The sequence below is a fragment of the Streptomyces pactum genome, assembly GCF_016031615.1.
Classification (GTDB): Bacteria; Actinomycetota; Actinomycetes; order Streptomycetales; family Streptomycetaceae; genus Streptomyces; species Streptomyces pactus.
Genome location: NZ_JACYXC010000001.1, coordinates 2,197,871 through 2,224,607 on the forward strand (window position 1 = coordinate 2,197,871; position 26,737 = coordinate 2,224,607).

The 26,737-nt window shown below is 73.4% G+C and carries 16 protein-coding genes; 11 read left to right on the top strand and 5 right to left on the bottom strand.

Features of this window, described 5'->3' with window-relative positions; genetic code table 11:
- The first annotated feature begins 506 nt into the window (after positions 1 to 506).
- Positions 507 to 1,913: an amino acid permease gene (locus tag IHE55_RS08645; protein ID WP_232266104.1), complete on the top strand. Its 1,407-nt coding sequence runs from the start codon at positions 507 to 509 to the stop codon at positions 1,911 to 1,913.
- Between the two features lie 174 nt (positions 1,914 to 2,087).
- Here IHE55_RS08645 and IHE55_RS08650 read toward each other — a convergent pair whose 3' ends face one another.
- Positions 2,088 to 2,711 (bottom strand): biotin transporter BioY, encoded by a 624-nt coding sequence (locus tag IHE55_RS08650; protein ID WP_197988491.1) that lies wholly within the window; start codon positions 2,709 to 2,711, stop codon positions 2,088 to 2,090.
- A 379-nt stretch (positions 2,712 to 3,090) separates the two neighbouring features.
- Here IHE55_RS08650 and IHE55_RS08655 point away from each other — a divergent pair, with 379 nt between their 5' ends.
- From IHE55_RS08655 to IHE55_RS08665, 3 genes are all read left to right on the top strand, one after another.
- Positions 3,091 to 4,497: an amino acid permease gene (locus tag IHE55_RS08655; RefSeq protein ID WP_197988492.1), complete on the top strand. Its 1,407-nt coding sequence runs from the start codon at positions 3,091 to 3,093 to the stop codon at positions 4,495 to 4,497.
- 158 nt (positions 4,498 to 4,655) lie between these two features.
- Positions 4,656 to 6,083, top strand: coding sequence for an amino acid permease (locus IHE55_RS08660; RefSeq protein WP_197988493.1), 1,428 nt, complete (start codon positions 4,656 to 4,658; stop codon positions 6,081 to 6,083).
- 272 nt (positions 6,084 to 6,355) lie between these two features.
- Positions 6,356 to 6,997, top strand: coding sequence for a superoxide dismutase (locus tag IHE55_RS08665; protein ID WP_197988494.1), 642 nt, complete (start codon positions 6,356 to 6,358; stop codon positions 6,995 to 6,997).
- 217 nt (positions 6,998 to 7,214) lie between these two features.
- Here the strand turns inward: IHE55_RS08665 and IHE55_RS08670 are convergent, their stop codons facing one another.
- Positions 7,215 to 7,853 carry a DsbA family protein gene (locus tag IHE55_RS08670; protein ID WP_197991874.1) on the bottom strand — a complete coding sequence of 213 codons (639 nt, stop codon included), beginning with the start codon at positions 7,851 to 7,853 and terminating at the stop codon, positions 7,215 to 7,217.
- Positions 7,854 to 8,059: 206 nt separating this feature from the next.
- Here IHE55_RS08670 and pepN (IHE55_RS08675) point away from each other — a divergent pair, with 206 nt between their 5' ends.
- Positions 8,060 to 10,702 carry an aminopeptidase N gene (pepN, locus tag IHE55_RS08675; protein WP_197988495.1) on the top strand — a complete coding sequence of 881 codons (2,643 nt, stop codon included), beginning with the start codon at positions 8,060 to 8,062 and terminating at the stop codon, positions 10,700 to 10,702.
- A 491-nt stretch (positions 10,703 to 11,193) separates the two neighbouring features.
- Positions 11,194 to 12,306 (top strand): putative endonuclease domain-containing protein, encoded by a 1,113-nt coding sequence (locus IHE55_RS08680; RefSeq protein WP_232265493.1) that lies wholly within the window; start codon positions 11,194 to 11,196, stop codon positions 12,304 to 12,306.
- A gap of 283 nt (positions 12,307 to 12,589) precedes the next feature.
- Here IHE55_RS08680 and IHE55_RS08685 read toward each other — a convergent pair whose 3' ends face one another.
- From IHE55_RS08685 to IHE55_RS08695, 3 genes are all read right to left on the bottom strand, one after another.
- Complete coding sequence (locus IHE55_RS08685; protein WP_197988496.1) at positions 12,590 to 14,335, bottom strand: TIGR03767 family metallophosphoesterase; 1,746 nt, start codon at positions 14,333 to 14,335, stop codon at positions 12,590 to 12,592.
- Between the two features lie 218 nt (positions 14,336 to 14,553).
- Positions 14,554 to 15,504, bottom strand: a complete 951-nt coding sequence (locus tag IHE55_RS08690; RefSeq protein WP_197988497.1) for a pyridoxamine 5'-phosphate oxidase family protein — start codon at positions 15,502 to 15,504, stop codon at positions 14,554 to 14,556.
- A 557-nt stretch (positions 15,505 to 16,061) separates the two neighbouring features.
- Positions 16,062 to 16,514, bottom strand: a complete 453-nt coding sequence (locus IHE55_RS08695; RefSeq protein ID WP_197988498.1) for a VOC family protein — start codon at positions 16,512 to 16,514, stop codon at positions 16,062 to 16,064.
- A 141-nt stretch (positions 16,515 to 16,655) separates the two neighbouring features.
- Between IHE55_RS08695 and IHE55_RS08700 the strand changes: the two genes are divergently transcribed.
- The 5 genes from IHE55_RS08700 to pepN (IHE55_RS08720) all read left to right on the top strand — a co-directional run bounded on the left by IHE55_RS08700 (position 16,656) and on the right by pepN (IHE55_RS08720) (position 26,691).
- A complete protein-coding gene (locus IHE55_RS08700) occupies positions 16,656 to 17,249 on the top strand; it encodes a CGNR zinc finger domain-containing protein (protein WP_197988499.1) in 594 nt (197 codons plus the stop codon).
- A gap of 326 nt (positions 17,250 to 17,575) precedes the next feature.
- Positions 17,576 to 20,899: a S8 family serine peptidase gene (locus IHE55_RS08705; RefSeq protein ID WP_197988500.1), complete on the top strand. Its 3,324-nt coding sequence runs from the start codon at positions 17,576 to 17,578 to the stop codon at positions 20,897 to 20,899.
- A 471-nt stretch (positions 20,900 to 21,370) separates the two neighbouring features.
- Positions 21,371 to 22,396, top strand: coding sequence for an aspartate-semialdehyde dehydrogenase (locus IHE55_RS08710; RefSeq protein ID WP_197988501.1), 1,026 nt, complete (start codon positions 21,371 to 21,373; stop codon positions 22,394 to 22,396).
- A gap of 80 nt (positions 22,397 to 22,476) precedes the next feature.
- A complete protein-coding gene (locus tag IHE55_RS30950) occupies positions 22,477 to 24,060 on the top strand; it encodes a TerD family protein (RefSeq protein WP_232265494.1) in 1,584 nt (527 codons plus the stop codon).
- A 51-nt stretch (positions 24,061 to 24,111) separates the two neighbouring features.
- Positions 24,112 to 26,691 carry an aminopeptidase N gene (gene pepN / locus IHE55_RS08720; protein ID WP_197988502.1) on the top strand — a complete coding sequence of 860 codons (2,580 nt, stop codon included), beginning with the start codon at positions 24,112 to 24,114 and terminating at the stop codon, positions 26,689 to 26,691.
- Positions 26,692 to 26,737: the final 46 nt, after the last annotated feature.

Below are 26,737 nucleotides of genomic sequence, written 5' to 3' on the forward strand. Positions count from 1 at the left end.
AGTGTGACACGGCCGCCGTCCCCGCCCGTCGCGGGGCCGGACCCGCCCGCGCCCCACCCCCGCCACGGCGTCCCCGGGCTCCGCGCCCCCGCCCCCCGCCACGGCGTCGGCCGCCCCCGCCCGGCGCGGCGTCCCTGCTCCTCCGCCGTCCCCGCCACCGGCGGCGGGCACGGGGGTGACGCGTGCCGCCCGGCCGGCCCGGGTAACTGATCTTCGCGCGGCTCGCGGCTCTCCGGCAGGGGCGTCCGGGCCGGCCCTCCGGACCGGCCCGCGGCGGTGAACTGCGCAGCGTAATAGCGGAATACGTCCATCCGCTTGATCGTATTTCCGCTGCCCAGCCATGAAAGCTCACGAAAACCTCAAGTAACGATCCGGATTCAAAGGTTCATCTATCTCTTACCCTGAGATTCACTGACCTGGCTCAAAACCCTTCGGTGCTAAGGAACGTGCACATGAGCACACAGCCAGTGACCACCCCGCCTGGCACGTCATCCGGCGATCCCGGCATGACCCCCACCGGGGACGGCCTGCAGGCAGGCCTCAAGAACCGCCACCTGTCGATGATCGCCATCGGCGGTGTCATCGGCGCGGGTCTCTTCGTCGGCTCGGGTGCGGGTATCGCGAAGGCCGGACCGGCCATCCTGATCTCGTACGCCCTGGTCGGCGTCATGGTCGTCTTCGTCATGCGCATGCTGGGCGAGATGGCCGCGGCCCACCCCACCTCCGGCTCCTTCTCGGCCTACGCCGACCGGGCGCTCGGCCGCTGGGCCGGGTTCTCCATCGGCTGGCTCTACTGGTTCTTCTGGGTCGTGGTGCTCGCCGTCGAGGCGACCGCCGGCGCGGAGATCCTGGAGAAGTGGATGCCGGGCGTGCCCCAGTGGGGCTGGGCCCTGATCGTCATGGTGGTCCTCACCGCCACCAACCTGGCCTCGGTCGCCTCCTACGGCGAGTTCGAGTTCTGGTTCGCCGGGATCAAGGTCGTCGCGATCGGCGCCTTCGTGGTGGTCGGCGGCCTCGCCGTCTTCGGCCTGCTCCCCGGCTCGGACAACGAGGGCGCGGGATTCGCCCACCTCACCGACACCGGCGGCTTCCTGCCGCACGGCGCGGGCGCCATCCTCACCGGTGTGCTGATGGTGGTCTTCTCCTTCATGGGCAGTGAGATCGTCACCCTGGCGGCCGGCGAGTCCGCCGACCCGCAGCGCGCGGTCACCAAGGCCACCAACAGCGTGATCTGGCGTATCGCCGTCTTCTACCTGGGCTCCATCTTCGTGGTGCTGACCCTGCTGCCGTGGAACTCCGAGGAGATCGTCGAGGACGGCTCCTACGTGGCCGCGCTGAACTCCATCGGCATCCCGCACGCCGGCAACGTGATGGACGTCATCGTGCTGACCGCCGTGCTGTCCTGCCTCAACTCCGGCCTGTACACCGCCTCCCGGATGGCCTTCTCGCTCGGCCAGCGCGGCGACGCGCCGAAGGCGTTCGCCCGCACCACCTCGCGCGGTGTGCCGCAGACGGCCATCCTCTGCTCGGTGGTCTTCGGCTTCGTGGCGGTCTTCTTCAACTACAAGTGGCCCGACACCGTCTTCCAGTTCCTGCTGAACTCCTCCGGCGCGGTGGCGCTCTTCGTGTGGCTGGTCATCTGCCTGACCCAGCTGCGGATGCGCGGCATCATCCTCCGCGAGGCCCCGGAGAAGCTGGTGGTGCGGATGTGGCTGTTCCCGTACCTCACCTGGGCGACCATCGCGATGATCGTCTTCGTGCTGGGCTACATGTTCACCGATGACGCCAACCGGGACCAGGTGTCCATGTCGGTCCTGGTCGCCGTGGTCGTGGTGGGCATCGCGCTGCTCCGCGAACGGCTCGGCAAGGGCGGCGCGAAGCCGGTCGGGAAGGACACCGCCGCGCCGCGGTGACACCGGTACGACCGGACTCCGTGACCGGGGCCGCGACGGCCACCGGAGCGGGACGCCGGCCGGCTGTGCGCCACCGGACGGCACGCGTGCGGACATCGGGTACGCACACGGGCCGCACGGACGACGGACACCGCGGCCGATGAGGACGCGGACACACGAGAACGGGCCGGGGCATCAGCCCCGGCGGGAGTGCAGCAGCTTCCAGGCGGTGGGCAGGACGCCCATCGCCAGCGCCGCCTTGAGCGCGTCACCGAGCAGGAACGGGGTCAGCCCGGCGGCCACCGCCGCGCTCGGCGAGAGGTCCGCGGCGAGCGCCAGGTACGGCACGCCCACCGCGTAGATGATCGCCGAGCCCAGCACCATGGTGCCCGCGGTGCGCAGCACGTCCCGGTCGCCGCCGCGGCGGGCCAGCGCGCCCACCACGGTCGCGGCGAGCAGCATGCCCAGCACGTAGCCGAACGACGGGGCCAGCGCCCCGGAGCCGCCCTCGGCGAACCACGGCGTGCCGGCCATGCCGGCCAGCGTGTAGAGGACGAGCGAGAGGAAGCCGCGTCCGGCGCCGAGCGAGGTGCCGACCAGCAGCGCGGCGAACGTCTGACCGGTCACCGGGACCGGCGACCCGGGCACCGGCACGGCGATCTGGGCGGCCAGACCGGTCAGCACGGCGCCGCCGGTGACCAGGGCCGCGTCCCGGACGAACACCTGCCGGGCGGTGGCGGGGGACCGCCGGACGGTGCCGAGGACGGCGTCGGCGAGGACCGTTCCGGTCCGGGCGGCTGGGACGAAGGCGGAGCTCATCGGTTCTCCCCGAGGTGAGAGGTGGACTGCGGACCGGCCGCACGGTGCCGGCCGCACGGGACGATCCCGCCCCGGCAACCAGGGCCACCGCCGGAGTGATTCCCGCCGGTACCGCGCGCCCCGGCGACGTTAACCCGGTGCGCCCCACCTGATCACCGTGGACAGCCCACAAAGACCGGTACCCCCGGCTTGGCGCCTTCCTCCTCCGGGTGACCGCCATCCGGTCCCATCGTCCGCCCGTTCTGGCAGGTCAGTGACGTTCCTCACGTTACTGCGGGCGAGTCGGCGGCCTGTTTTGCACCGAACCGGACGGCAGGGGGAGACTGTGGGGACCCCCCAATGCGCTCAGGCCGGGCGCTGCCAGAGAGTGAACGAGCACATGCACCACCCCCCGCCCGCCGAGCAGCTCTCCTCCCGCTCCCCCGAACCGCTCGCTCCCGGGCTCAAGCAGCGTCACCTGACGATGCTCGGCCTGGGCGGGGTGATCGGCGCGGGACTGTTCGTCGGTTCCGGGGCGGGGATCGCGGTGGCCGGCCCCGGGATCGTCATCTCCTACCTGCTCGCCGGCGCCCTGGCGATGCTGGTGATGCGGATGCTGGGTGAGATGTCCGCGGCGATGCCCGCCTCGGGCGCCTTCTCCGTCCACGCCGAGCGGGCGCTGGGCCGCTGGGCCGGGTTCACCGTCGGCTGGCTGTACTGGTTCATGCTGGTGGTGGTGCTGGCGGTGGAGGCGACCGCCGCCGCCGCGATCGCGCACGGCTGGCTGGGGGCGCTGCCGCAGTGGGCCTGGGTGCTGGTCTTCATGGTGGTCTTCACCGGGGCCAACCTGGCGGCGGTGAAGAACTTCGGGGAGTTCGAGTTCTGGTTCGCCGCGCTCAAGGTGACCGCGATCGTGCTCTTCCTCGGGCTCGGACTGCTGGCGGTCCTCGGCCTGCTCCCGGCCTCCTCCACCTACTCCGGCGAACCGGTGGGCCTGACCAACCTCACCGGCCACGGCGGGTTCCTGCCCACCGGCTGGAGCGGGGTGGTCTCCGGCGTGCTCGCGGTGGTCTTCGCCTTCGGCGGTCTTGAGGTGCTCACCATCGCGGCGGCCGAGTCGGACGATCCGGCCCGCGCGGTGGGGCGGGCGGTGCGCAGCGCGGTGTGGCGCATCCTGCTCTTCTACATCGGCTCGATGCTGGTGATCGTCACCGTGCTGCCCTGGACGTCGATGGAGCCGGGCACGAGCCCGTACGTGGCGGTGCTCGGTCACATCGGCGTGCCCCGGGCCGGGCAGGTGATGGAGATCGTGGTCTTCGTGGCGCTGCTGTCGGCGCTCAACGCCAACCTCTACGGCGCCTCCCGGATGGTGTTCTCCCTCGCCGAACGGGGAGAGGCGCCGCGCGGACTGCTCACGGTCTCCCGCGGCGGGGTGCCGCGCCGCGCCGTCCTGGCGTCCGTCGCGTTCGGTTTCGTCTCCGTGCTGCTCAATCTGCGCTGGCCGGAAACGATCTTCTCGTATCTGCTCAACTCGGTGGGTGCGGTACTGCTCTTCGTCTGGGCGCTGATCGCCCTCTCCCAACTGCGGCTGCGCCGCCGGGTGGAGCGGGCCGCGGGCGGCCGGCCGGCCCTGGCGATGTGGGGTTTCCCCTGGCTGACCTGGGCTTCCCTGGCGGGGATCGGCGCCGTTCTGGTGCTGATGATCGACGACGACGGCACCCGGCCGCAGGTGCTGTGGTCCACCGGCGCCGCCGGTGTGGTGCTGCTCGTCGCGGCGCTCCGCGCGCTGCGCGACCGCGCCCGCTGATCCGTGATCGAGCCGACCTGACGATCGGTCGGGTACGCAGCGTCATGATGATGTCCGATATTCAGACAGCGCTGACACAACTGTTGTCCTGAGCGGACACGGCCCCCACACTGGGCGCTCAACAACGCTCGGCTCTCACGTTATGGACACACCACTTCATGAACCGGACCACAGCGTCGTCCGCGCGGGAGCGCGAGACAGCCCAGCCATCGTCGGCCTCCACCGATTCCGGCACGCCTCTGTCCCACGGCCTCAAGCAGCGTCACCTGTCGATGATCGCCCTGGGCGGGGTGATCGGCGCGGGCCTCTTCGTGGGCTCCGGCGCGGGTATCGCCGCGGCCGGACCGTCCATCGTGCTGGCCTACGCCGCCTCCGGTCTGCTCGTCATGCTGGTCATGCGCATGCTGGGCGAGATGTCCGCGGCCAACCCCGCCTCCGGCTCCTTCTCGGTCCACGCCGAACGGGCCATCGGCCCCTGGGCGGGCTTCACCGCGGGCTGGATGTTCTGGGTGCTGCTCTGCGTGGGCATCGCGGCCGAGGCGATCGCCGCGGCGGACATCATGGTCGGCTGGATGCCGGAGACCGAATCATGGATGTGGGTCCTCCTGTTCATGATCGTCTTCTGCGGCACCAACCTCGCCGCGGTGGGCAACTTCGGTGAGTTCGAGTTCTGGTTCGCCGCGCTGAAGATCGCCGCGATCGGCCTCTTCCTGGTGCTCGGTGTGCTGGCCATCCTGGGCGTGCTGCCGGGCACCGACGCCCCGGGCGCCGACAACCTCACCGGGGACGGCGGGTTCATGCCCAACGGGGTGGACGGGCTCGTGGTGGGTCTGCTCGCCTCGGTGTTCGCGTACGGCGGTCTGGAGACCGTGACCATCGCCGCGGCCGAGTCCGAGCAGCCGGTCCAGGGTGTCGCCAAGGCCGTGCGCACCGCGATGTGGCGCATCGCCCTGTTCTACGTCGGCTCGATGCTGGTCGTGGTGACGCTGATCCCGTGGGACCACCCGTCGGTGGCCGGCGACGGCCCGTACGTCGCGGTGCTCAACCACATCGACATCCCGGCGGCCGGCGAGATCATGAACGTGATCGTGCTGGTGGCCCTGCTCTCCGCGATGAACGCCAACATCTACGGCGCCTCCCGGATGTCCTACTCCCTGGTCGCCCGCGGCGAGGGCCCGCGCTTCCTGGGCAAGGTCAGTGGCGGCGTGCCCCGGCTGACCGTGCTCGCCTCCTCCGCCTTCGGCTTCTTCGCGGTGCTGCTCAGCTACTGGTGGCCGGACACCATCTTCAAGTGGCTGCTCAACATGGTGGGCGCCGCGGTGCTGGTGGTCTGGGGCTTCATCGCGGTGGCGCAGCTGCGGATGCGCCGCAAGCTCCAGCGGGAGGCGCCCGAGCGCCTGGTCGTGAAGATGTGGCTCTTCCCCTACCTCACCTGGGCCGCCCTGGCCGGGACGATCGGCGTGCTGCTGCTGATGCTGCGGGACGACGACAACCGCACCCAGCTGTTCTTCACCGTGGGCCTGGCCGTGGTGCTGTCGGTGGTCGGGTACCTCCGGCAGCGGTCGCTGGAGCGCCGGAACGCCTGAGCCGCACCAGCCGCGCACCCGACCGGAAGGCGGGGCGGGCCCCGAGGTCCCCGAGGACCCGGGCCCGCCCCGCCTTCTCCGTTCCCGGCCTCCTTCCCGTTCCCGGTGTTCCCGGTGTGCCCGGCGCTCACGGCGCTCCCCCGTTCCCGCAGTTCCGTCCCTTCCCGCAGCTCCCGCGGTTCCGCCGTGTTCCCGCCCGTTCCCGCGCGGGCGGGCTCCTGCTGGTACGGTGCAGTTGCAAGTCGATTGCAATAAGGACGCGGAGGCTCGGCATGGCCGTCTACACACTTCCTGAACTCCCGTACGACTACGCGGCGCTGGCGCCGGTCATCAGCCCCGAGATCATCGAGCTGCACCACGACAAGCACCACGCCGCCTACGTCAAGGGCGCCAACGACACCCTGGAGCAGCTCGCGGAGGCGCGGGACAAGGACGCGTGGGGGGCAATCAACGGGCTGGAGAAGAACCTGGCCTTCCATCTGTCCGGCCACATCCTGCACAGCATCTACTGGACCAACATGTCCGGTGACGGCGGCGGCGAGCCGCTGGAGAAGGACGGGGTGGGCGAGCTGGCCGACGCCATCGCGGAGAGCTTCGGGTCGTTCGCGAAGTTCCGGGCGCAGCTGTCCAAGGCCGCCGCCACCACCCAGGGTTCGGGCTGGGGCGTGCTGGCGTACGAGCCGGTGAGCGGCCGCCTGATCGTGGAGCAGGTCTACGACCACCAGGGCAACGTGGGCCAGGGCTCGGTGCCGATCCTGGTCTTCGACGCCTGGGAGCACGCCTTCTACCTGCAGTACCGGAACCAGAAGGTCGACTTCGTCGAGGCGATGTGGCGGGTCGTCAACTGGCAGGACGTGGCGCGCCGTTACGCCGCCGCCAAGGAGCGCGCCACCGGTCTGCTGCTGGCCCCCTGACGGCCCCCCGGTCGTCCTGCTCGTGATCGTCTTCTCACCGTCACCGAGCAGGCGGAGGAAAGGAGCGGCCCCGCGCATCGGACGTGCGCGGGGCCGCTCCCGTTGCCACCCCGGGCTCCGGCCGGAGCCGGCGGGCCCGGGGACGGGCGGGCCCGATCGGGGACCCGCCCCGGGACGGGCGGACCCGGTCGAAGCCCGGTCCGGGGACGGGCGGTCGTCAGTCGAAGATCGGGCCGGTGGTCCGGGTGCGCTTGATCTCGTAGAAACCGGGGATGGAGGCGACCAGCAGGGTGCCGTCCCACAGCTTCGCGGCCTCCTCGCCCTTGGGCGCCGGGGTGACCACCGGGCCGAAGAACGCTATCCGCTCGCCGTCGGGGCCGGGCACCGCGATGACCGGGGTGCCCACCTCCTGGCCGACCAGACCGATGCCCTCCTGGTGGGAGGCGCGCAGCTCGGCGTCGAAGGCGTCGCTGTCCGCGGCGTCGGCCAGCTCGGCGGGCAGGCCGACCTCCTCCAGCGCGGCGACGATGGTCTCGCGGCCGTGCCCCAGGCCCTGGTTGTGGAAGCGGGTGCCCAGCGCGGTGTAGAGGGGGCCGAGCACCTCCTGGCCGTGCTTGCGGGCGGCGGCGATGCAGACCCGCACCGGGTGCCAGGCGGTGGTCTTCAGCATCTCCCGGTACTCCTCCGGGACCTGGTCGAGCTTGTCCTCGTTGAGCACGGCCAGGCTCATCACGTGCCAGCGCACCTGGACCGGGCGGACCTTCTCCACCTCCAGCATCCAGCGCGACGTCATCCAGGCCCACGGACAGAGCGGGTCGAACCAGAAATCGGCCGTGGTGCTGGCGGTGGCGTCGATGGCGGTGTCGGTCACGATGGCTCCTTCGCGGAGTTTCGATATCCGGACGAACAGATGGATATCCCTACGGGCGTACCGGATATGTATCCGGTCTTCCTCGGGGTAACGCGAGGGTCGGGTGGGGGCATTCCCCGATGCCCGGCGAGGAACCCGCGTGACATGATTCCGAAGTCCGACATTCGAGACGATGATGAGGGAGTCACGTCGTGCCCGGTGAGAATCTGTCCCGTGACGAGGCCCGTGAGCGGGCCCGGCTGCTGACCGTGGACTCCTACGACGTCGTGCTCGACCTGCGGTCCGCGGTGGCCCCGGCGGAGGCCGGCGGCGGACGGACCTTCCGCTCCACGACGACGATCCGGTTCCGCGCCGCCGAGCCGGGTGCGGCGACCTTCGCCGACCTGCTCGCCCCGCGGGTCGCCTCGGTGGTGCTCAACGGACGCGAGCTGGACCCGGCGGCGGTCTTCGACGGCACCCGGATCGCGCTGGACCAGCTGGCCGCGGAGAACGTGCTGGTGGTGGACGCGGAGTGCGCCTACAGCCGGAGCGGCGAGGGGCTGCACCGGTTCGTGGACCCGGAGGACGGTCAGGTCTACCTCTACACCCAGTACGAGCCGGCCGACGCCCGCCGGGTGTTCGCCAACTTCGAGCAGCCGGACCTCAAGGCCCCCTTCACCTTCACGGTGACCGCCCCCGCCGGGTGGACGGTGCTCAGCAACGGCGAGAGCCAGGGCGAGCCGGAGCCGGCCGGGGACTCCGCCGCCACCTGGCGGTTCGCGCCGACCCGGCCCATCTCGACGTACATCACCGCGGTGGTCGCCGGCCCGTACCACATGGAGCGGGACCACTACCGCCGCACCTTCGACGACGGCCGGGTGCTGGACATCCCGCTGGGCGCGCTGTGCCGGGCCTCGCTGGCCAAGCACTTCGACGCCGACGACATCTTCACCGTCACCAAGCAGGGTCTGGACTTCTTCCACGACCACTTCGACTACCCGTACCCGTTCGGCAAGTACGACCAGGCGTTCGTGCCGGAGTACAACCTCGGCGCGATGGAGAACCCGGGGTGCGTGACCTTCCGCGAGGAGTTCGTCTTCCGCGGCAAGGTGACCCAGGCGGCGTACGAGCGGCGGGCCAACGTCATCCTCCACGAGATGGCGCACATGTGGTTCGGCGACCTGGTCACCATGGAGTGGTGGGACGACCTGTGGCTCAAGGAGTCCTTCGCCGACTTCATGGGCAGCTTCTCGCAGGTGGAGGCGACCCGCTTCACCGGCGGCTGGATCACCTTCGCCAACAACCGCAAGTCCTGGGCCTACCGCGCCGACCAGCTGCCCTCCACCCACCCGGTGACCGCCGACATCCGGGACCTGGAGGACGCCAAGCTCAACTTCGACGGCATCACCTACGCCAAGGGCGCCAGCGTCCTCAAGCAGCTGGTGGCCTACGTGGGCCGGGACGCCTTCCTGGAGGGCGCCCGCCGCTACTTCAAGGCCCACGCCTACGGCAACACCCGGCTGGAGCACCTGCTGTCGGTGCTCGCCGAGACCTCCGGCCGGGACATGACCGCCTGGTCCCGGGCCTGGCTGCAGACCGCCGGCGTGGACGTGCTCACCCCGCAGGTGACCTACGACGCCTCCGGCCGGGTGACCGAGCTGGCGATCGTCCGGGAGGACGCCGTGCAGCCGCACCAGCCGGCGCGCCCGGAGTCCGCCGCGGCCACCGACGCGCCGCCGCGCCCGCACCGGGTGGCGGTCGGCCTCTACCGGCGGCAGGAGGCCGACGGCGCGCTGGTCCGCCACGCCCGCGCCGAGGTGGACGTCACCGGGGCGCGCACCGTGGTCACCGAGCTGGCCGGCGCCGAGCGGCCGGACCTGATCCTGGTCAACGACGACGACCTGACCTACTGCAAGGTCCGCTTCGACACCGACTCGCTCGCCACCCTCCGCGCGCACCTGGGCGACCTCACCGACCCGCTCGCCCGCGCGCTGTGCTGGTCGGCGCTGTGGAACCTCACCCGGGACGGGCTGATGCCGGCCCGCGACTTCCTCGGCCTGGTGCTGCGCTTCGCCGGTTCGGAGACCGACATCGGGGTGCTCCAGATGGTGCAGACCTGGGCCCGGACGGCGCTGGTCCACTACGCCGCGCCGGAGTGGCGCGAGCAGGGCCGTGCCGACCTCGGGGCCGGTGCCCTGCGCGAGCTGCGGCAGGCCGCGCCGGGCAGCGGACACCAGCTGGCCTGGGCCCGCTTCTTCGCCCAGACCGCCACCGGCGACGCCGAACTGCGGCTGCTGAGCGGCCTGCTGGAGGGCACCGCCCGGATCGACGGCCTCGACGTGGACCAGGAGCTGCGCTGGGCCTTCCTGGAGCCGCTGGCCGCCCGCGGCGCGGCGGACGAGTCGGTGATCGCGGCGGAGCTGGCCCGGGACGACACCGCCTCCGGCGAGCGCCACCGCACGCGCTGCCTGGCCGCCCGGCCGTCGGCCGAGGTCAAGGCGGCGGCGTGGGCCGCGGTGGTGGAGTCCGACGCGCTCTCCAACGCGCTGGTGGAGGCCACCATCTCCGGGTTCGCCCAGGAGGGCCAGCGGGAGCTGCTGGCGCCCTACGCGGAGCGGTACTTCGCGGTGATCGAGGAGGTGTGGCGCAGCCGGTCGATCGAGATCGCCATGTCGGTGGTGCGCGGCCTGTTCCCGGCACTGCAGGACGACCCGGGGACCCTGGCCGCCACCGACGCCTGGCTCGCCGGGCACCCGGACGCGGCACCCGCGCTGCGCCGGCTGGTGAGCGAGGCCCGGGACGACCTGGCGCGCGCGCTGCGCGCCCAGGAGTGCGACGCCCGCGCCGCGTCCTGACCCCGCCCCGGGCGTCCCGGCCGCCGTCCGGGGTCCCGGGCAGCGGTCAGCACGCCCGGGACCTCCGGGGCCGTGGCTCCTCCGGCCCGGATCCCGGCAGCCGGGTGCGGAAGCGCCGGGGCCGGGCGCCGCGGGCCCGGGATGCCGGATGCTCCGGGCCCGGGGGCGGCTACGGGCCGGGCGCCACGGGCAACCGGGGCCGCGTGCACCGGTGTCGGGAGCCGGGTGTGCGCGCCCGCTGCTCCGCCGGGAGGTCGGGACCACGGGTGCGCGCCCGCTCCGCCGGGGCCGGGTGCCGGTGGTAGCGCCGGGCCGGAGCACCTCCACCGGTGGGGCCACCGGTCCCGGTGACCCGGCGGCCCCATCCGGCACGACGGACAGGACTCCGTTCGAGCCTCGAAAATCTGCCCGTAAGGGCAGAGTTGTCCCGATCTGTCGACAGGTGTGTCACAGCGGTGGGTGATCGTGGCGGACCGGGGAAGTGCGGCAACATGACCCATGCTTCCGCTCCCCTCGGCGGGGAGGGCCCCGCCACTCCGCCCCGGCCGCACCCGGTACGCCATCTGTCCGGTGCCCGCCACGTCTCCGGCGCCGGGCACCGGCTGCTGACGCTCGGCCAGCTCCGGGCGCACGGTGTCACCCCCTCGACCGCGGCCGCGCGGTGCCGCCCCGGTGGCCCCTGGCAACTGCTGCTGCCGGGGGTGGTGCTGCTCCACCCGGGTCCGGCCAGCGACGAGGAGCGTCTGCACGCCGCGCTGCTCTACACCCGGGTCCGGGGCCCGGCGCGGACCCCCGCGGCCGACCCGGGCGGGACGCCCGGCGGCCCCGGTACGGCGATGATCACCGGCAGCGCCGCGCTCGCCCTGCACCGCTTCCCCGTCACTCCCCCGCTGCCGCCGACGAACCGGGTGGACGTCCTGGTGGACCTGACCCGGCGGCTGCGCTCGACCGGCTTCGTCCGGGTGGTGCGGGGCCGCTGCCTGCCCCGGCCGCAGGAGGTCTCCGGGGTGCCCACCGCCCCGGTGCCCCGGGCCCTGGCCGACGTGGTCGGCGACCTGCCCGGGGCGGCACCGGTGCGGCGGCTGCTGCTGGAGGCGGTGCGCGGCGGGCACTGCGAGGCGGCCGAGATCGTCCGTGAACTGGACCGCTGCCGGCTGCTGTCCCGGCCGTACGTGGCGGACGCCGCCGCGGCGGTCCTGGACGAGGGGCGGGCGCTCGCCGAGGGGCGGCTGTACGCGGTGGTACGCGGCCACCGGCTGCCCGAGCCGCTGTGGAACGTCACCCTGCGGCTGCCCGGCGGCCCGCTGCTGGGCCGGGTGGACGCCTACTGGCCGGAGCAGGCGGTGGCCGTGGAGCTGGACACCCGGCCCGCCGTCCGGTCCGCCGGCCTCCCCTCCCCGCCGGACGATCCGCCGGGCGGCCGCGACCGGCTGGAGCGGCACGGGATCACCGTGGTGCGGGTCGGCCCCGAGCGGCTGCGGCGGTCCCCGGCGGACCAGGCCGCGGTGATCCGTACCGCGCTGATGGCGGCGGCCGACCTGCTCATCGACGCCGCGCCCGGTGACCCGCCGCCGGGCGCCCGGGTCGAGGTGCTGCCCCGCTGAGCGGCGCGGGGGCCGCGGTCCCGGCCCCCGGCGCCACCACGACCGCACCCGCGGGGCCCGGCCCGCCGCTCCCTGACCTGGCCGCCCCGCCCCGCCGCTCCGGGACCAGGCCCGGCCCCGCCGCGAGCGCACCCGGACCGGCCCCGCCGCGCCCCGAACCGCGAGCGCACCCACGGCTGCGGCCGGCCGGGTCCCCGGCCGGACTCCCCGGCCCGGCTCCCCGGTCGGCGGCGCGTGGCCCGTGACCCGCGGGGCTGTGGCGGTGCCGGGTCACCGGTGCCGGTCACCGCTTGCGCAGCAGCAGTTCGGTGTTGCGGTCCCCGGGCCGGCCCGCGAGCGTGCCGCGCGCGCCGGGCGCGTTGTACGCGAGTTCGCGGTAGAGCGCGGCGAGTCCGGTCTGGGACAGGTCGGCCGGGTCGGTGCGGTACGGGGCGGCGGACTCCACCAGCGTGGTGAAGAGCGACAGCGTCCCGTCGTGGTTGTCGGTGATCTCGACGATCCGCGCCAGCTGCGGGAAGTCGATGTGCGAGGCGGTGGTGATCTCCCAGAAGGTGCCGCGCGGGGTGATCTCGTTGCGGTGGCTGTGGCCGTTGATCCAGGCGAGCACCTGCGGATGGCGCCGGAAGAGGTCCCCCAGCTCGGCGCCGGTGTGCCGGGCCTCGTCGGGGCGGGCCGGGTCGCGGTGGAGGTTCTTCATGCTGCGGCTGTAGTGGTGGCTGAAGACGATCACGTGGTCGTCCCGGTGCGCCGCCAGGGTCCGCTCCAGCCAGCGGAGCTGACCGGTGCCGACCGAACCGGTGTAGTGCCCGCCGGGGTCGGTGGAGTCCAGGCTGATGCCGACGACCCCGTCGGAGATGCGGAACGCGTAGTACAGGGTGCCCGCTTCGAGGTTGTCCCGGGTGTAGCCGTGTCCGGCCGGTCCGGCGCCGGTGAACCGGGGGTCGAGGTGCGCGCGGAGGTACTCGTGGAGCGTGAAGGGGGCGCGCCGCTCGTCGGGGGTGACGGTGCGCATGTCACGGGCGTGCGCGCGCAGCAGTTCCTTCATCACGGTGCCGCGCGGGTCGTCGCCGCGCCGCTCGTCCCGGTAGATCCGTTCCGCCTCGGACGCCGGAATGATCTCCAGCTTCCGGCGGCCGGTGGCCAGTTCGGTGAGGTAGCCGCGCTCGAACGCGTAGACGCCGCCGGAGAGTCCGTCGTGGTTGCCGACCGTGGAGTACCAGGGCAGCCGGAGTCCGGGGCTGTGCACGGTGCGCAGCGCCGCCCGGAGGAAGCCGTCGATGCGCGGGAAGCCGGCGTCGCGCTTGTCGATGTCCCGCAGCGGGCTCTCCGGGTGCCAGAAGTGCGCCAGTCCGCTGTTCTGCACGCCCTCGTAGTGGTGCGGGTCGCCGGAGTCGGGGGTGAACCGGCCGCCGCTCATCGCGGTGAGGTACCACTCCAGCTCGTTACGGGCGTTGTTGTCGGTGTTGTCGCCGGTGGTCATCGCGAAGTCCAGCGGGGCGCCGGTGACCGGGCCGCCGCGCAGCCCGTTGATCCGCTCCACCAGCGCCACCGCGCCGACCGCCGAGAGCGCCTCGTGGGGGCGCCAGGCGGACACCTGGCCGGAGCGCAGGAATTCGTACCGCACCGGGTGCTGGACGTCGGTGATGTGCAGGTCGGTGAGGTGCACGAAGGAGGTGAGGGTGGTGCGCCGCCTCTCCCGCCCGCCTCCGGCCCGGGCGAGATCGGTACGGACCACGCGCGGCCAGCCGGGGCCCTCGCCGAGCCGCCGGTAGCCCGGGCCGCCGCGCGGCGCGGCGGTGGAGCGCAGCGTGGTCCCGGCGGTGGAGGGGGCTCCCGGGGCGGCACCGGCCGCGGTGCGCGGACCGGGGCCGGCGGAGGCGGACGCCGCCCCGGCGGCGTCCGCCGAACCGCGCGACGGGCCCAGGGCGAACCCCAGCCCGGCGGCGGCGCCGGCGGTTCCGGCGGCGGCGAGCAGCGTACGGCGATCGACGGATGCGGCGGTGGACCGTATGCGGGACCTGCGGGACATGCGCCATCTCCCCGGGTGCGAGCGCGGTGTGCGGCCGGGCGGCGGACCGCCCACCGGGGATGCTCGGCAGCGGGTCTGACGGTGGCGTGAACGCGGTCGCAACGCCCGTTGCCGGGATGCGCACAGGGATCACCCGCGGCACGGACCGCCACCGGACGCACGGCGGACGGTCGCCGCCGCCTCACCGCGGGTTCACCCGCCGGGGGAAGGGCCCGCGGTCAGCCGGCCGGCCGCGGGTTGGCGGGGGAGTACTCGGGGGCGGACCAGCGCAGCGGGCTCGCCGCCGGGGTCCACACCGCCTCGGACAGGTCGAAGTGGACGGTCCGGCCGGTGTCGCCGAACTCGGTGTGCGCGGTGCCGGTGAGCTGGAGGGTGTCACCGGTGGTCCAGTCGGTGAACAGCAGGCCGGCGCGCGGGTCGGCGGCCAGGTTGCCCAGGGTCAGGAACATCGCGTTGCCGGGGTAGTCGGCCCAGCTCAGCCGGGTGGGGCCGGTGACGGTGACGAAGCCGGGCATACCGCCCCGGTGGCTGGCGTCGGCCGGGCCGCCGGCGGACCGGCCGGGGGCGGACGGTTCCGGGGCCGGTGCGGCGGTGGCGATGAAGAAGGTGTCGGCGGCGCGGACGAAGGCGGCCTGTGCGTCGCTCAGCGCGGCGGACCGTCGTACGGGGCCGGGCGTCCGGTCCGCCGCGGTCTCCTCCAGCTGCCGCTTCTGGAGGTACTTGGGGCAGTTGGCGAACACCTGGTCGGCGTCGATCGCCAGGCCGTCGGTGGTGGGCCGGGCCGTGCCGTTGAGCCGCATCCGGCGGCGGGTGCGCGGGTCCAGGGCGATGGTGCCCACGCTGGTACCCGCCTCCTCCAGCGTCTCGGCCAGCGGGTCGGACCCGGGCAGCCGGCCGGCGACGGCGATGGACCGCGGTCCGGTGGCGGTGACGAACCCCGGCTCGCCGGTGAGGAGCGAGCACCACAGGCGTCCGGCCGGATCGGCGGCCCCGGCCACCAGCATCGGCTGGAGACGCAGGAACGCCGCGGCCACGTCCCGGATGCCGCTGCCGATCGCCCGGCCGGAGTGGTCGGCCTGGGCGAGCAGCCCGGCCCGGAGCTGCACGGCGCGCTCCCCGGAGTGGTACGGGCCGGCCGGGGTGGGCGAGGTCGGCAAGCTGCTGGTCATGGTGTCCCTCCTGGGTGGATACGGCCGGCCGCCGGGCGGACGGCGGCGGGGTACGACGACGGGATGCGGGGACGGCGGCACGGCGGCGGGGTGCGGGGACGGCGGCCGGGGGCGGATGCGGGATGCGGGGCGGCGGCCCGGGGGCGCATGCGGGGACGGCGGTCCGGCGGCCGGCACCGGGCCCACCCTCGCGAGGCCCGGCACGGCAGGCCCCGGGGCCCGGCAGGGCAGCCCGCACCCGGCCGGCGAGCCGCACCCGGCCGACGGGGCCGGTCACGGCACGGCCCCGGACCTCCCTCCACCGCGCGGCCCTCGGCCGCACGGGCGCCGCGGCAGGTCCGGGTGGGACGGTTCCGTGTCCCGGCAGCACCGGCCGGCGAGCCGCGCCCGGTGGCGGACCCGGCCGGCCCGCCGTGTCCGCCACCGGACGGGACCGGGGTCGCGGGCGAGCCGGCACGACCGGACGGTGGGAGACCGGGCGGGGGGAGCCGCCCGGCCTCCCGCCGCCCGGCAGCGGACCGGGTGAGGGCGGGCAGCCCGGTCCGCCACTCGGCGGTTTAGAAGAAGCCGCAGGTGGGAGCCCCCGCGACCGGCGCCGCGACACCCTCCGCGCCGGTGGGCGCGTAGATCTCCAGCCGGGTGCCGTCGGGGTCGGTGAAGTAGATCCCGCCGGACGCGGTCCCCTCGCCGTGCGGCACGACCCCGTCGTAGGCGAAACGCGCGCCCAGCTCGCGCAGCACCGCCTCGGCGGCGCGTACCTCCTCGGCCGAGCCGACCTCGAAGGAGAGGTGGTGCAGGCCCGCCCGGTCCGCCTCGAAGGCGTGCCCGGCCTGCTGCCACAGGGTCAGCACCAGGGCCCCGTCCCGGCCCAGGAAGACGAACCGGCGCCCCTCCTCGGTGCCTTCGGTCACCACGTCGAGTCCGAGGACCCGGCGGTAGAAGGCCGTCGAGCGCTCGACGTCGGTGACGTTGATGCCGACGTGCCCGGTGCGCAGTGAAGCCGTGGACATGGCTGTCCCCCTCCGGTGAACGGCTGCCCGGGCCGCTCCCGGACTAACCTGTTAAATGAAACTTAGGGGTTAGACAAGATCGCCGTCAAGGCGCCTCGTACGATGCAGAGGTCAGCCCGGAACGCACCGAAGGGTCCCCAGATGCCACCAGCCGGCCCCCGTCCGCTGCTCGGCGAGCCGGTCTCCCTGGACCTCCTCAACACCGAGTGGATCGCCCAGGGCGTCCGCCAGGACCTGCTGACCTCGGTGGAGGGGCTGCACGTCTGGCTGGCCGACAACGGACTGGAGCACCTGGTCACCGGCGGCACCCCCGGCGACTCCGCCCCCCACGGCGCGGCGGCGCCGTCCGGCGGCGCGGTCCTGGAGGCGCTGCTCGAAGCCCGGGAGGCGATCGGGGCCGCGGTCCGCGCACCCGGCACCGAGGACGCGGTCCGCCGGGTGAACGCGGTGCTGCGGCACGGCCGCGTCCGCCCGCTGCTGACCGGTGACGGCCCCGGCGAGGCCGTGGAGTTCGACGACCCGGCGTGGGGTCCGGCCTGGACCGCCGCCCACGACTACCTGCGGCTGCTGCGCACCGCGCCGGACCGCATCCGCGCCTGCGAGCACCCCAAGTGCATCCTTCACTTCTTCGACACCTCCCGGAACGGCACCCGACGCTGGTGCTCCATGGCGGGGTGCGGTAATCGGGCCAAGGCGTCCCGGCACTACGCCCGGACCCGGGAGGACCGCCCCTGAGGGGTCCGGGCGCCGGCGGCCGGCCGTCCACGCCGCGCCGCCCCTCGCCATGCCCGTCATCCGACCGAAAAGGTTCGCCCCAGCCTGCGAACAGCCGGCGACGGCGGACATCCGAAACCGGACGGCACGTGATCAGGACCGGTCAGAACCGCCTGGGGCACCTCGCTCCGAGCGGGAATTAGCGGCTTTGGCAGCGCTTTGTCCCCGATGACGTATGGCGGGAATGCGCCAACCGCACAATCAGGCTCGGGCAACTCTCCCCAAACATCAGTCAGTTCCACAAAGGTGAACGGACCGACGGCACCGTATTTCGAACAAGGATGCCCATGTCCTCATCACCTGAAGAGAGATCCGCACGTGGCGCGAGACGTGCGGCCCGCATAGCCATAGGCGCGGGCCTGGTGGCCGCCCTGGTGGCCGCGGGCCCCGCCCCCGTTTTCGCCTCGTCGCCCGGTGACACCCCCGGGACGGCCGCGCCCACCGAGCCGGTGAAGAGCGCGTCCGACAAGCTCGGCGCCACCGACGCCGCACTGCTCGCCGAGGCCAAGGCCGACGGCGACAAGAACATCACCATGATGATCGCCACCGCCCCCGGGAAGACCGAGCAGGTCGCCGAGGAGCTGGACGCGGTCAAGGGCGCGGCGGTCGGCCGCACCTACGACAAGCTCGGCTACGTCCGGGCCACCGTGCCGACCGGCAAGGCCGACGCCGCGATCGCCACGGCGGAGAAGCTCTCCTCGGTCCACGGCATCGACCTGCGCCAGGAGATCCGGCTGCCGGACCCGACCCCGGCCGCGGACCGCGCCAAGGGCGCGAAGACCGGCCCCTCGGCGGGTTCCTACCCGGCCCCGGACCGGAACACCCCGGCGAAGAACCCGTACCAGCCCGCCTTCGAGACCGGCGCCGTCGACTTCGTCGAGGACAACCCCAAGGCGGACGGCCGCGGGGTGACGATCGGCATCCTCGACTCGGGCGTGGACCTCGGGCACCCGGCGCTGCAGAAGACCACCACCGGCGAGCGCAAGATCGTGGACTGGGTCACGGCCACCGACCCGATCACGGACCGGGACGGCACCTGGCTGCCGATGGTCACCGCCGCGTCCGGCCCCAGCTTCGGCTTCAACGGCCGCACCTACTCCGCCCCGGCCGGGTCGTACCAGGTCAGCCTCTTCAAGGAGAGCGTGACCACCGGCGGCGACATGCAGGGCGACCTCAACCGGGACGGTGACACCACCGACTCCTGGGCCGTGCTGTACGACCCCGCCAAGGGCACCGCCCGGGTGGACCTGGACAACGACGGCGACTTCACCGACGACGAGGCGATGAAGCCCTACCGGGACGGGTTCCAGGTGGGCTACTTCGGCACCGACGACCCCGCGACCCCGGTGGCCGAGCGCATCCCGTTCGTCATCGAGGTCCGCAAGGACGTCGCGATGGACCCCTACGGCGGCAGCTGGGTCGGCAAGAAGGCCGACTTCGTCAACATCGGCGTCATCGAGTCCGAGCACGGCACCCACGTGGCCGGCATCACCGCGGCGAACGGCCTGTTCGGCGGCGAGATGAACGGTGCCGCGCCGGGCGCCAAGCTGGTCTCCTCGCGGGCCTGCACCTGGACCGGCAGCTGCACCAACGTCGCGCTCACCGAAGGCATGATCGATCTGGTGGTCAACCGCCACGTCGACATCGTCAACATGTCGATCGGCGGCCTGCCGGCGCTCAACGACGGCAACAACGCCCGCGCCGAGCTGTACACCCGCCTCATCGACACCTACGGCGTGCAGCTGGTGATCTCCGCGGGCAACAGCGGCCCCGGCGCCAACACCATCGGCGACCCGTCGCTGGCGGACAAGGTGATCAGCGTCGGCGCCACCGTCTCCCGGGAGACCTGGGCGGCGAACTACGGCTCCGAGGTCACCACCCCGTACGCGATGATGCCCTTCTCCTCCCGCGGTCCGCGCGAGGACGGCGGCTTCACCCCGGTGCTCTCCGCCCCGGGCGCCTCGATCAACACCACCCAGACCTGGCTGCCCGGCAGCCCGGTGGCCGAGGCCGGCTACCAGCTGCCGCCCGGTTACGGCATGCTGCAGGGCACCTCGATGGCGTCCCCGCAGGCCGCCGGCGCCTCCGCGCTGCTGCTGTCCGCCGCGAAGCAGAAGCGGATCGACCTCACCCCGGCCGATCTGCGCACCGCGCTGACCAGCACCGCCAAGCACATCAAGGGCGCGCAGGCGTACGAGGAGGGTGCCGGCCTGATCGACGTCGTCGGCGCCTGGAAGGCGATCCGCAAGGGTGCCACCGGGCACGAGTACACCGTTCAGGCGCCGGTGCGCACCGCGCTCTCCGGCCAGCTGCGCACGCCGCACACCGGGACCGGCCTCTACGACCGCGAGGGCGGTCTGAAGACCAACGAGTCGCGGACGTACGACGTCACCATCACCCGCACCACCGGTCCGGAGGGCGCCCTCCGCCACGACCTGTCGCTGCGGAACAACGACGGCACCTTCACGCTGTCCCGCTCCTCGGTGTCGCTGCCGCTGGACACCCCGGTCACCGTCAAGGTCACCGCGAAGACCCGCGCCGCCGGCATCCACACCGCGGTCATCGACGTCAACGACCCGAAGACGGTGGGCGTCGACAAGAAGATCCTCGCCACCGTGGTCGTCGCCAAGGAGCTGACCAAGCCGCACTTCGCCCACGGGCAGTCCGGCACGGTGCAGCGCAACGACAGCACCTCGTACTTCGTGAAGGTTCCGGCCGGCGCCACGTCGCTGGAGGTCTCCCTCAAGGGCCTGTCCGGCGACAGCCAGACCCGGTGGATCGCGATCAACCCCTACGGCGTGCCGGTGGACCCGACCTCCACGATCAACTGCTACCCGAACTACCCGAACCCGGCCAACACCTGCCGCCCGGACCTGCGCTCCTACCGCGACCCGCTGCCGGGCGTCTGGGAGTTCGAGGTCGAGTCGCGCCGGACCTCGCCGCTGCTCGACAACCCGTACACGCTCACCGCGACCGCGCTCGGCGCCACCTTCGACCCGCAGGTCCAGACGGTGCCGGAGGCCAAGGCCGGCACCCCGGTGCCGGTCGAGTGGAAGGTCACCAACGGCTTCGCCCGGATCGAGGGCGGCAAGCTGACCGGCGGCGAGCTGGGCTCGGCCCGGTCCGAGCGCCCGGTGATCAAGAACGGTGAGACCCGGACCACCACCGTCACCGTGGGCGAGGGCGTGTCCCGGCTCGACGTGTCCATCGGCAAGGTGTCCGACGCCAAGGCCGACCTGGACCTGAGCGTCAAGCTCAACGGCACCGTGGTCGGCTCCTCCGCCGACGGTGACTCCGAGGAGTCGGTGAGCCTGGCCAAGCCGAAGGCCGGCACGTACACCATCGAGGTGGCGGGCTACTCCGTCCCGGCGGGCTCCACCGAGTACGACCACCTCGACGTGTACTACGCGCCGTCGTTCGGCCGGATCTCCGCGGACAGCACCCAGAGCGTGACCCTGGCCAACGGCGCGACCGCGCCGGTCGGCGCCAAGGTCGAGGTGGCCGCCGCGGGCCCGGAGGGCCGGTCCTTCTTCGGCCAGGTACAGCTGGTCAACGGTGCGGGCACGGTCACCGGCGTGGGCCGCGTGCAGATCGAGAAGGTCGCGTCCTGACGCACCGGACGCCCGCCGCGGCGAGGCGGCGGCGCACGGCCCGGTGAGGCCTTGCGCCGGCCGGCCGCGGTCGTGAACGAACGGGGCGGGTCCCTTCCCGGGGGCCCGCCCCGTTGCCGTACCCGTGGCCGGAACCGGGCCGGCGTCCGTCCGCGCGCCCGGGCCGGCCCGCCGGCTCGCGTGCCCGAGGCCGACCCGCCCGGTGCCGCAACCGGTGCCGCAACCGGTGCCGGAGCCGGGCCTGACCGTCCCCGCTCCCGGGCTCTCGCCGCCTCCCGCGCCCGCTGCCGGGCCGCCGGGCGGCCGGAGGGGCCGGGCGCCGGCGCCCGGTCGGCTCACGCCGCGTCGCGGTGCCGGTCCGCTCCGTGCTCACCAGGGGTGATCCCGGTCGCAGGATGGAACGGATTGGACAAGACCGGCGGGCGGCCACGCATGATGGATACACCTGTCGGACGGAAGAAGGAGCACCTGGTGAGGATCGGAATCGTCGGAGCCACCGGTCAGGTCGGCAACGTCATGCGGACGATACTGGCCGAGCGGGACTTCCCGGTGAGCGAGCTCCGGCTGTTCGCCTCCGCCCGGTCGGCGGGGCGCACGATCCCGTGGCGGGACGGCGAGGTGACCGTCGAGGACGCCGCCACCGCCGACTACACCGGTCTGGACATCGTGCTGTTCTCCGCGGGCGGCGCCACCTCCCGGGCGCTCGCCGAGAAGGTCGCCTCCCAGGGCGCCGTGGTGATCGACAACTCCTCCGCGTGGCGGCGCGACCCCGAGGTGCCGCTGGTGGTCTCCGAGGTCAACCCGCACGCGCTGAAGAACCGCCCCAAGGGGATCATCGCCAACCCCAACTGCACCACCATGGCCGCCATGCCGGTGCTCAAGCCGCTCCACCTGGAGGCCGGGCTGACCGCCCTCGTGGCCACCACCTACCAGGCGGTCTCCGGCTCCGGCCTGGCCGGCGTCGCCGAGCTGCACAACCAGGCGCGCAAGGTCACCGACACCGCGGACCGGCTGACCTTCGACGGCGAGGCGGTCGAGTTCCCCGAGCCGGACGTCTACCGCCGGCCCATCGCCTACAACGTCCTGCCGCTCGCCGGCAACCTGGTGGACGACGGCAGCTTCGAGACCGACGAGGAGCAGAAGCTGCGCCACGAGTCCCGCAAGATCCTGGAGATCCCGGAGCTGAAGGTCTCCGGCACCTGCGTCCGGGTCCCGGTCTTCTCCGGCCACTCCCTCCAGGTCAACGCACGGTTCGAGCGGCCGATCGGCGTGGCCCGCGCGCAGGAGCTGCTCAAGGACGCGCCGGGGGTGGAGCTGTCGGAGATCCCCACCCCGCTCCAGGCCGCCGGCAAGGACGTGAGCTACGTGGGCCGCATCCGGGTGGACGAGACCGTGGACAACGGCCTGGCGCTCTTCCTGTCCGGGGACAACCTCCGCAAGGGCGCGGCGCTCAACGCGGTGCAGATCGCCGAGCTGGTCGCCGCCGAACTGAGCTGACCGGTCCGATCGTCATACCGGCGGGGGCGGCCTGTGGACAACCCTCGGCCGGGTCCGGGGGTTCGTGGCACAGTTCGACCATGACCCGGATCGCCAAGGGCGGAAACCTGCCCGTCCCCGCCGAGCCCCTGACCGTCGCCGTCACCTGGACCGCGACGGCCGGGGGCCCGGACATCGACGTGTCCGCGCTGCTGCTGGACGCGGGCGGCAGGGTGCGCGGCGACGCGGACCTCGTCTTCTACAACCAGCCGGCGCACCCCGGCGGCGCCGTCCGCCACCTGGGGAAGTCCCCGGCCGGAGCCGCGCAGCGGGCCGACTGGCTCTCGGTGGACCTGGCCCTGGTGGACCCGGGCACCCACCGGGTGGTGGTGGCCGCCTCCTGTGACGGGGGCGTCTTCGGCGGGATACCGGGGCTCGCCGTCCGGATCGACACCGCCGATGGCCGCCATGTGGTGCACTTCCTGATCGGGGACGCCACCACCGAGACCGCGTTCGTCTTCGGCGAGTTCTACCGGCGCGCGGGCCGGTGGAAGTTCCGCGCGGTGGGACAGGGGTACGCCAGCGGGCTGGCCGGCCTCGCCACCGACTTCGGGATCGAGGTCGCCGACGAGCCGCCGCGCGCAGCGGCGGCCCCGCCGCCCGCGCCGCCCACCGTGCCGGTGCCGCCCCGCCCCTGCCGCACCCGGGCCGTCCCCGGGCCGCCGGCCGCCCCCGCCCCGGACGCCCGTCGCCGGACCCTGGGCCCCCGGCCCCCGCCGCCGGCGTTCGCGGCGCCCGCCGCCCCGGCCGCTCCCGCACCCCGGGCCGCCGGGGGCGCCCGCCAGGCCCGCCTGGCAGCCCCCGCCCGCCTCCCGTACGGCGCGCCGGCGCCCCCAGGTACGGGACGCCGTACGGGCACCGCCCGTGGTGCCGCCGGGCGCCCTCACCGGGCCTGCCGTACGCCGTGCCGCCGGCGGTGCCGCCCGGCGGAGCCGTCACTGCGGCCCCGGCCGCCGCCGGGTTCCTGGGCACCGCGCCCGCCGCCCCGCCGCTTGAGGTGTGCCCGGCGCCACGGTCCACGGCGCCGCGGCGCTCCCGCCCGGCTGGGCGCCGGCGCGTCCCCGGCCGGCCCCGGCGCCCCGTTCAGCCCCTTCGTGCAGCGGGGCCACGGCAACCGGACGGTCACCTGCGACGGCCGGGTGCCACCGGGCTGGGTGCTGGTGGAGATCGAGTGCCATGACAGCGTCTCGGTGTCGGTCCGCTCCTGCGACGCCTACGGGCGCAGCGAGGACTCCCTGCTCGACCGGTACGAGGACCATGTGCGGGCCCGCGCCGTCGGGGTGGCGCCGGAGGGCAGACCGCTGGCCCTGCGGGTGGAGGCCGACACCCCGTGGGTGCTCACCGTGCGCCCGATCGGCGAGACCCCCCTGCTGGTGACCACCGCGCAGGGCCGCGGCTCGGACGTGCTGTGGTACGGCGGACCGCCGGCGCTGCTCTCCTTCGCCCACCACGGCGAGAGCAACGTCACCGTCCACCACCTCACCGATCCCGCCGACGACTACGGGGACATGCTGATCAACGAGATCGGGCGGGTGGATCTGTTCGCCCCGGTCTCCGGGCCCGGGCTGATCAAGGTGGACGCCGACGGGGTCTGGAGCTGTGCGATACGGGCCCGCCAGGATTGACCCGGCCGTGGAAGGATGGCCAAAAACGTCACATACCGAGGAGATGCCCAGGTGCCTGGCACGAATCTGACCCGCGAAGAGGCGCAGCGGCGGGCGCGGCTGCTCACCGTGGACGCGTACGAGATCGACCTGGATCTGAGCGGCGCGCCCGAGGGAGGGACCTTCCGCTCGGTGACCACCGTGCGCTTCGACAGCGCCGAGGCCGGGGCGGAGACCTTCATCGACCTGGTCGCGCCGGCCGTGCACGAGGTGGTGCTCAACGGAGCGTCGCTGGACCCGGCCACGGTCTTCGCCGACTCGCGGATCGCGCTGCCGGGGCTGGTGGCGGGCCGCAACGAGCTGCGGGTGGTGGCCGACTGCGCGTACACCAACACCGGTGAGGGGCTGCACCGCTTCGTCGACCCGGTGGACGACCAGGTGTACCTGTACACCCAGTTCGAGGTGCCGGACGCCCGGCGGGTGTTCGCCTCCTTCGAGCAGCCGGACCTGAAGGCCACCTTCCGGTTCACCGTGCGGGCGCCCGAGGGCTGGCAGGTGATCTCCAACTCGCCGACGCCCGAGCCCGAGTCCGGGGTGTGGCACTTCGAGCCGACGCCGCGCATCTCCACCTACATCACCGCGCTCATCGCCGGCCCGTACCACGCGGTGCACAGCAGCTACGAGAAGGCCGGGCGCTCGGTGCCGCTGGGCATCTACTGCCGTCCGTCGCTCGCCGAGTTCCTGGACGCGGACGCGATCTTCGAGGTGACGCGGCAGGGCTTCGAGTGGTTCGAGGAGAAGTTCGACCACCCGTACCCGTTCGCCAAGTACGACCAGCTCTTCGTGCCGGAGTTCAACGCCGGCGCGATGGAGAACGCGGGCGCGGTCACCATCCGCGACCAGTACGTGTTCCGCTCCAAGGTGACGGACGCGGCCTACGAGGTGCGGGCCGAGACCATCCTGCACGAGCTGGCCCACATGTGGTTCGGCGACCTGGTCACCATGGAGTGGTGGAACGACCTGTGGCTCAACGAGTCGTTCGCCACCTACACCTCCATCGCCTGCCAGGCCGACGCCCCGGGCAGCCGCTGGCCGCACTCGTGGACCACCTTCGCCAACTCCATGAAGACCTGGGCGTACCGGCAGGACCAGCTGCCGTCCACCCACCCGATCATGGCGGACATCCGCGACCTGGACGACGTGCTGGTCAACTTCGACGGCATCACCTACGCCAAGGGTGCCAGCGTGCTCAAGCAGCTGGTGGCGTACGTGGGCCAGGACGAGTTCTTCCGCGGGGTGCAGACGTACTTCAAGCGCCACGCCTTCGGCAACACCCGGCTGTCGGACCTGCTGGGCGCGCTGGAGGAGACCAGCGGCCGGGACCTGAAGACCTGGTCGGCCAAGTGGCTGGAGACGGCGGGCATCAACGTGCTCCGGCCGGAGATCGTCACCGACTCCTCCGGTGTGATCACCGCCTTCGCGGTGCGCCAGGAGGCCCCGGCGTTGCCGGCCGGCGCCAAGGGTGAGCCGGTGCTGCGTCCGCACCGCATCGCGATCGGGCTCTACGACCACCAGGAGGGCGCCCTGGTCCGCACCCGGCGGATCGAGCTGGACGTCGACGGCGAGCTGACCGAGGTCCCGGAGCTGGTGGGCGCCAAGCGCCCGGCGGTGGTGCTGCTCAACGACGACGACCTGAGCTACGCCAAGGTGCGGCTGGACGAGCAGTCGCTGTGGACGGTCCAGCGTCACCTGGCGACCTTCACCGAGTCGCTGCCGCGCGCGCTGTGCTGGGCGTCCGCCTGGGACATGACCCGGGACGGCGAGCTGGCCACCCGCGACTACCTGGAGCTGGTGCTCTCCGGCATCACCCACGAGTCGGACATCGGCGTGGTGCAGTCGCTGCACCGCCAGGTGAAGCTGGCGCTCGACCTGTACGCGGCCCCCGAGTGGCGGGACGCCGGACTGGCCCGGTGGACCGAGGCGGCGCTGGAGCAGCTGCGGGCGGCCACCCCGGGCAGCGACCACCAGCTGGCCTGGGCCCGGGCGTTCGCCGCGACCGCCCGCACCGACGAGCAGCTGGACCTGCTCGCCGCGCTGCTGGACGGCTCGGAGTCGATCGAGGGCCTGGCGGTGGACACCGAGCTGCGCTGGGCGTTCCTGGAGCGGCTGGCGGCGACCGGCCGCGCCGGTGAGGAGGAGATCGCGGCGGAGTACGAGCGGGACCGTACGGCGGCCGGCGAGCGGCACGCGGCCACCGCCCGCGCCGCACGGCCGACCGCCGAGGCCAAGGCGGCGGCCTGGGCGTCGGTGGTGGAGTCCGACAAGCTGCCGAACGCGGTGCAGGAGGCCGTGATCGGCGGCTTCGTCCAGACCGACCAGCGGGAGCTGCTGGCCCCGTACGCGGAGAAGTTCTTCGCGGTGGTCAAGGACGTCTGGGACTCCCGCAGCCACGAGATGGCCCAGCAGATCGCGGTGGGTCTCTACCCGTCGCTCCAGGTCGCCCCGGAGACGCTGGAGGCCACCGACGCCTGGCTGTCCTCGGCGGAGCCGAACGCGGCGCTGCGCCGGCTGGTCTCGGAGTCGCGGTCCGGTGTGGAGCGGGCCCTGCGGGCGCGGGCCGCGGACGCCGCGGCGGGCGGCACCTCCGCCTGACCTCTCTCCGGTGCCCCGCGCCGCGTGCGGTGCGGGGTACCGGACG

What these genes read in the sequence shown, in the direction of transcription:
- IHE55_RS08650 (WP_197988491.1), bottom strand. Translation starts at nt 2,711, where the DNA reads ATGAGCTCCGCCTTCGTCCCAGCCGCCCGGACCGGAACGGTCCTCGCC.
- IHE55_RS08690 (WP_197988497.1), bottom strand. Translation starts at nt 15,504, where the DNA reads ATGACCAGCAGCTTGCCGACCTCGCCCACCCCGGCCGGCCCGTACCAC.
- IHE55_RS30950 (WP_232265494.1), top strand. Translation starts at nt 22,477, where the DNA reads ATGACCCGGATCGCCAAGGGCGGAAACCTGCCCGTCCCCGCCGAGCCC.
- IHE55_RS08700 (WP_197988499.1), top strand. Translation starts at nt 16,656, where the DNA reads ATGCCACCAGCCGGCCCCCGTCCGCTGCTCGGCGAGCCGGTCTCCCTG.
- IHE55_RS08680 (WP_232265493.1), top strand. Translation starts at nt 11,194, where the DNA reads ATGACCCATGCTTCCGCTCCCCTCGGCGGGGAGGGCCCCGCCACTCCG.
- IHE55_RS08665 (WP_197988494.1), top strand. Translation starts at nt 6,356, where the DNA reads ATGGCCGTCTACACACTTCCTGAACTCCCGTACGACTACGCGGCGCTG.
- IHE55_RS08655 (WP_197988492.1), top strand. Translation starts at nt 3,091, where the DNA reads ATGCACCACCCCCCGCCCGCCGAGCAGCTCTCCTCCCGCTCCCCCGAA.
- IHE55_RS08705 (WP_197988500.1), top strand. Translation starts at nt 17,576, where the DNA reads ATGTCCTCATCACCTGAAGAGAGATCCGCACGTGGCGCGAGACGTGCG.
- IHE55_RS08695 (WP_197988498.1), bottom strand. Translation starts at nt 16,514, where the DNA reads ATGTCCACGGCTTCACTGCGCACCGGGCACGTCGGCATCAACGTCACC.
- IHE55_RS08645 (WP_232266104.1), top strand. Translation starts at nt 507, where the DNA reads ATGACCCCCACCGGGGACGGCCTGCAGGCAGGCCTCAAGAACCGCCAC.
- IHE55_RS08660 (WP_197988493.1), top strand. Translation starts at nt 4,656, where the DNA reads ATGAACCGGACCACAGCGTCGTCCGCGCGGGAGCGCGAGACAGCCCAG.
- IHE55_RS08685 (WP_197988496.1), bottom strand. Translation starts at nt 14,335, where the DNA reads ATGTCCCGCAGGTCCCGCATACGGTCCACCGCCGCATCCGTCGATCGC.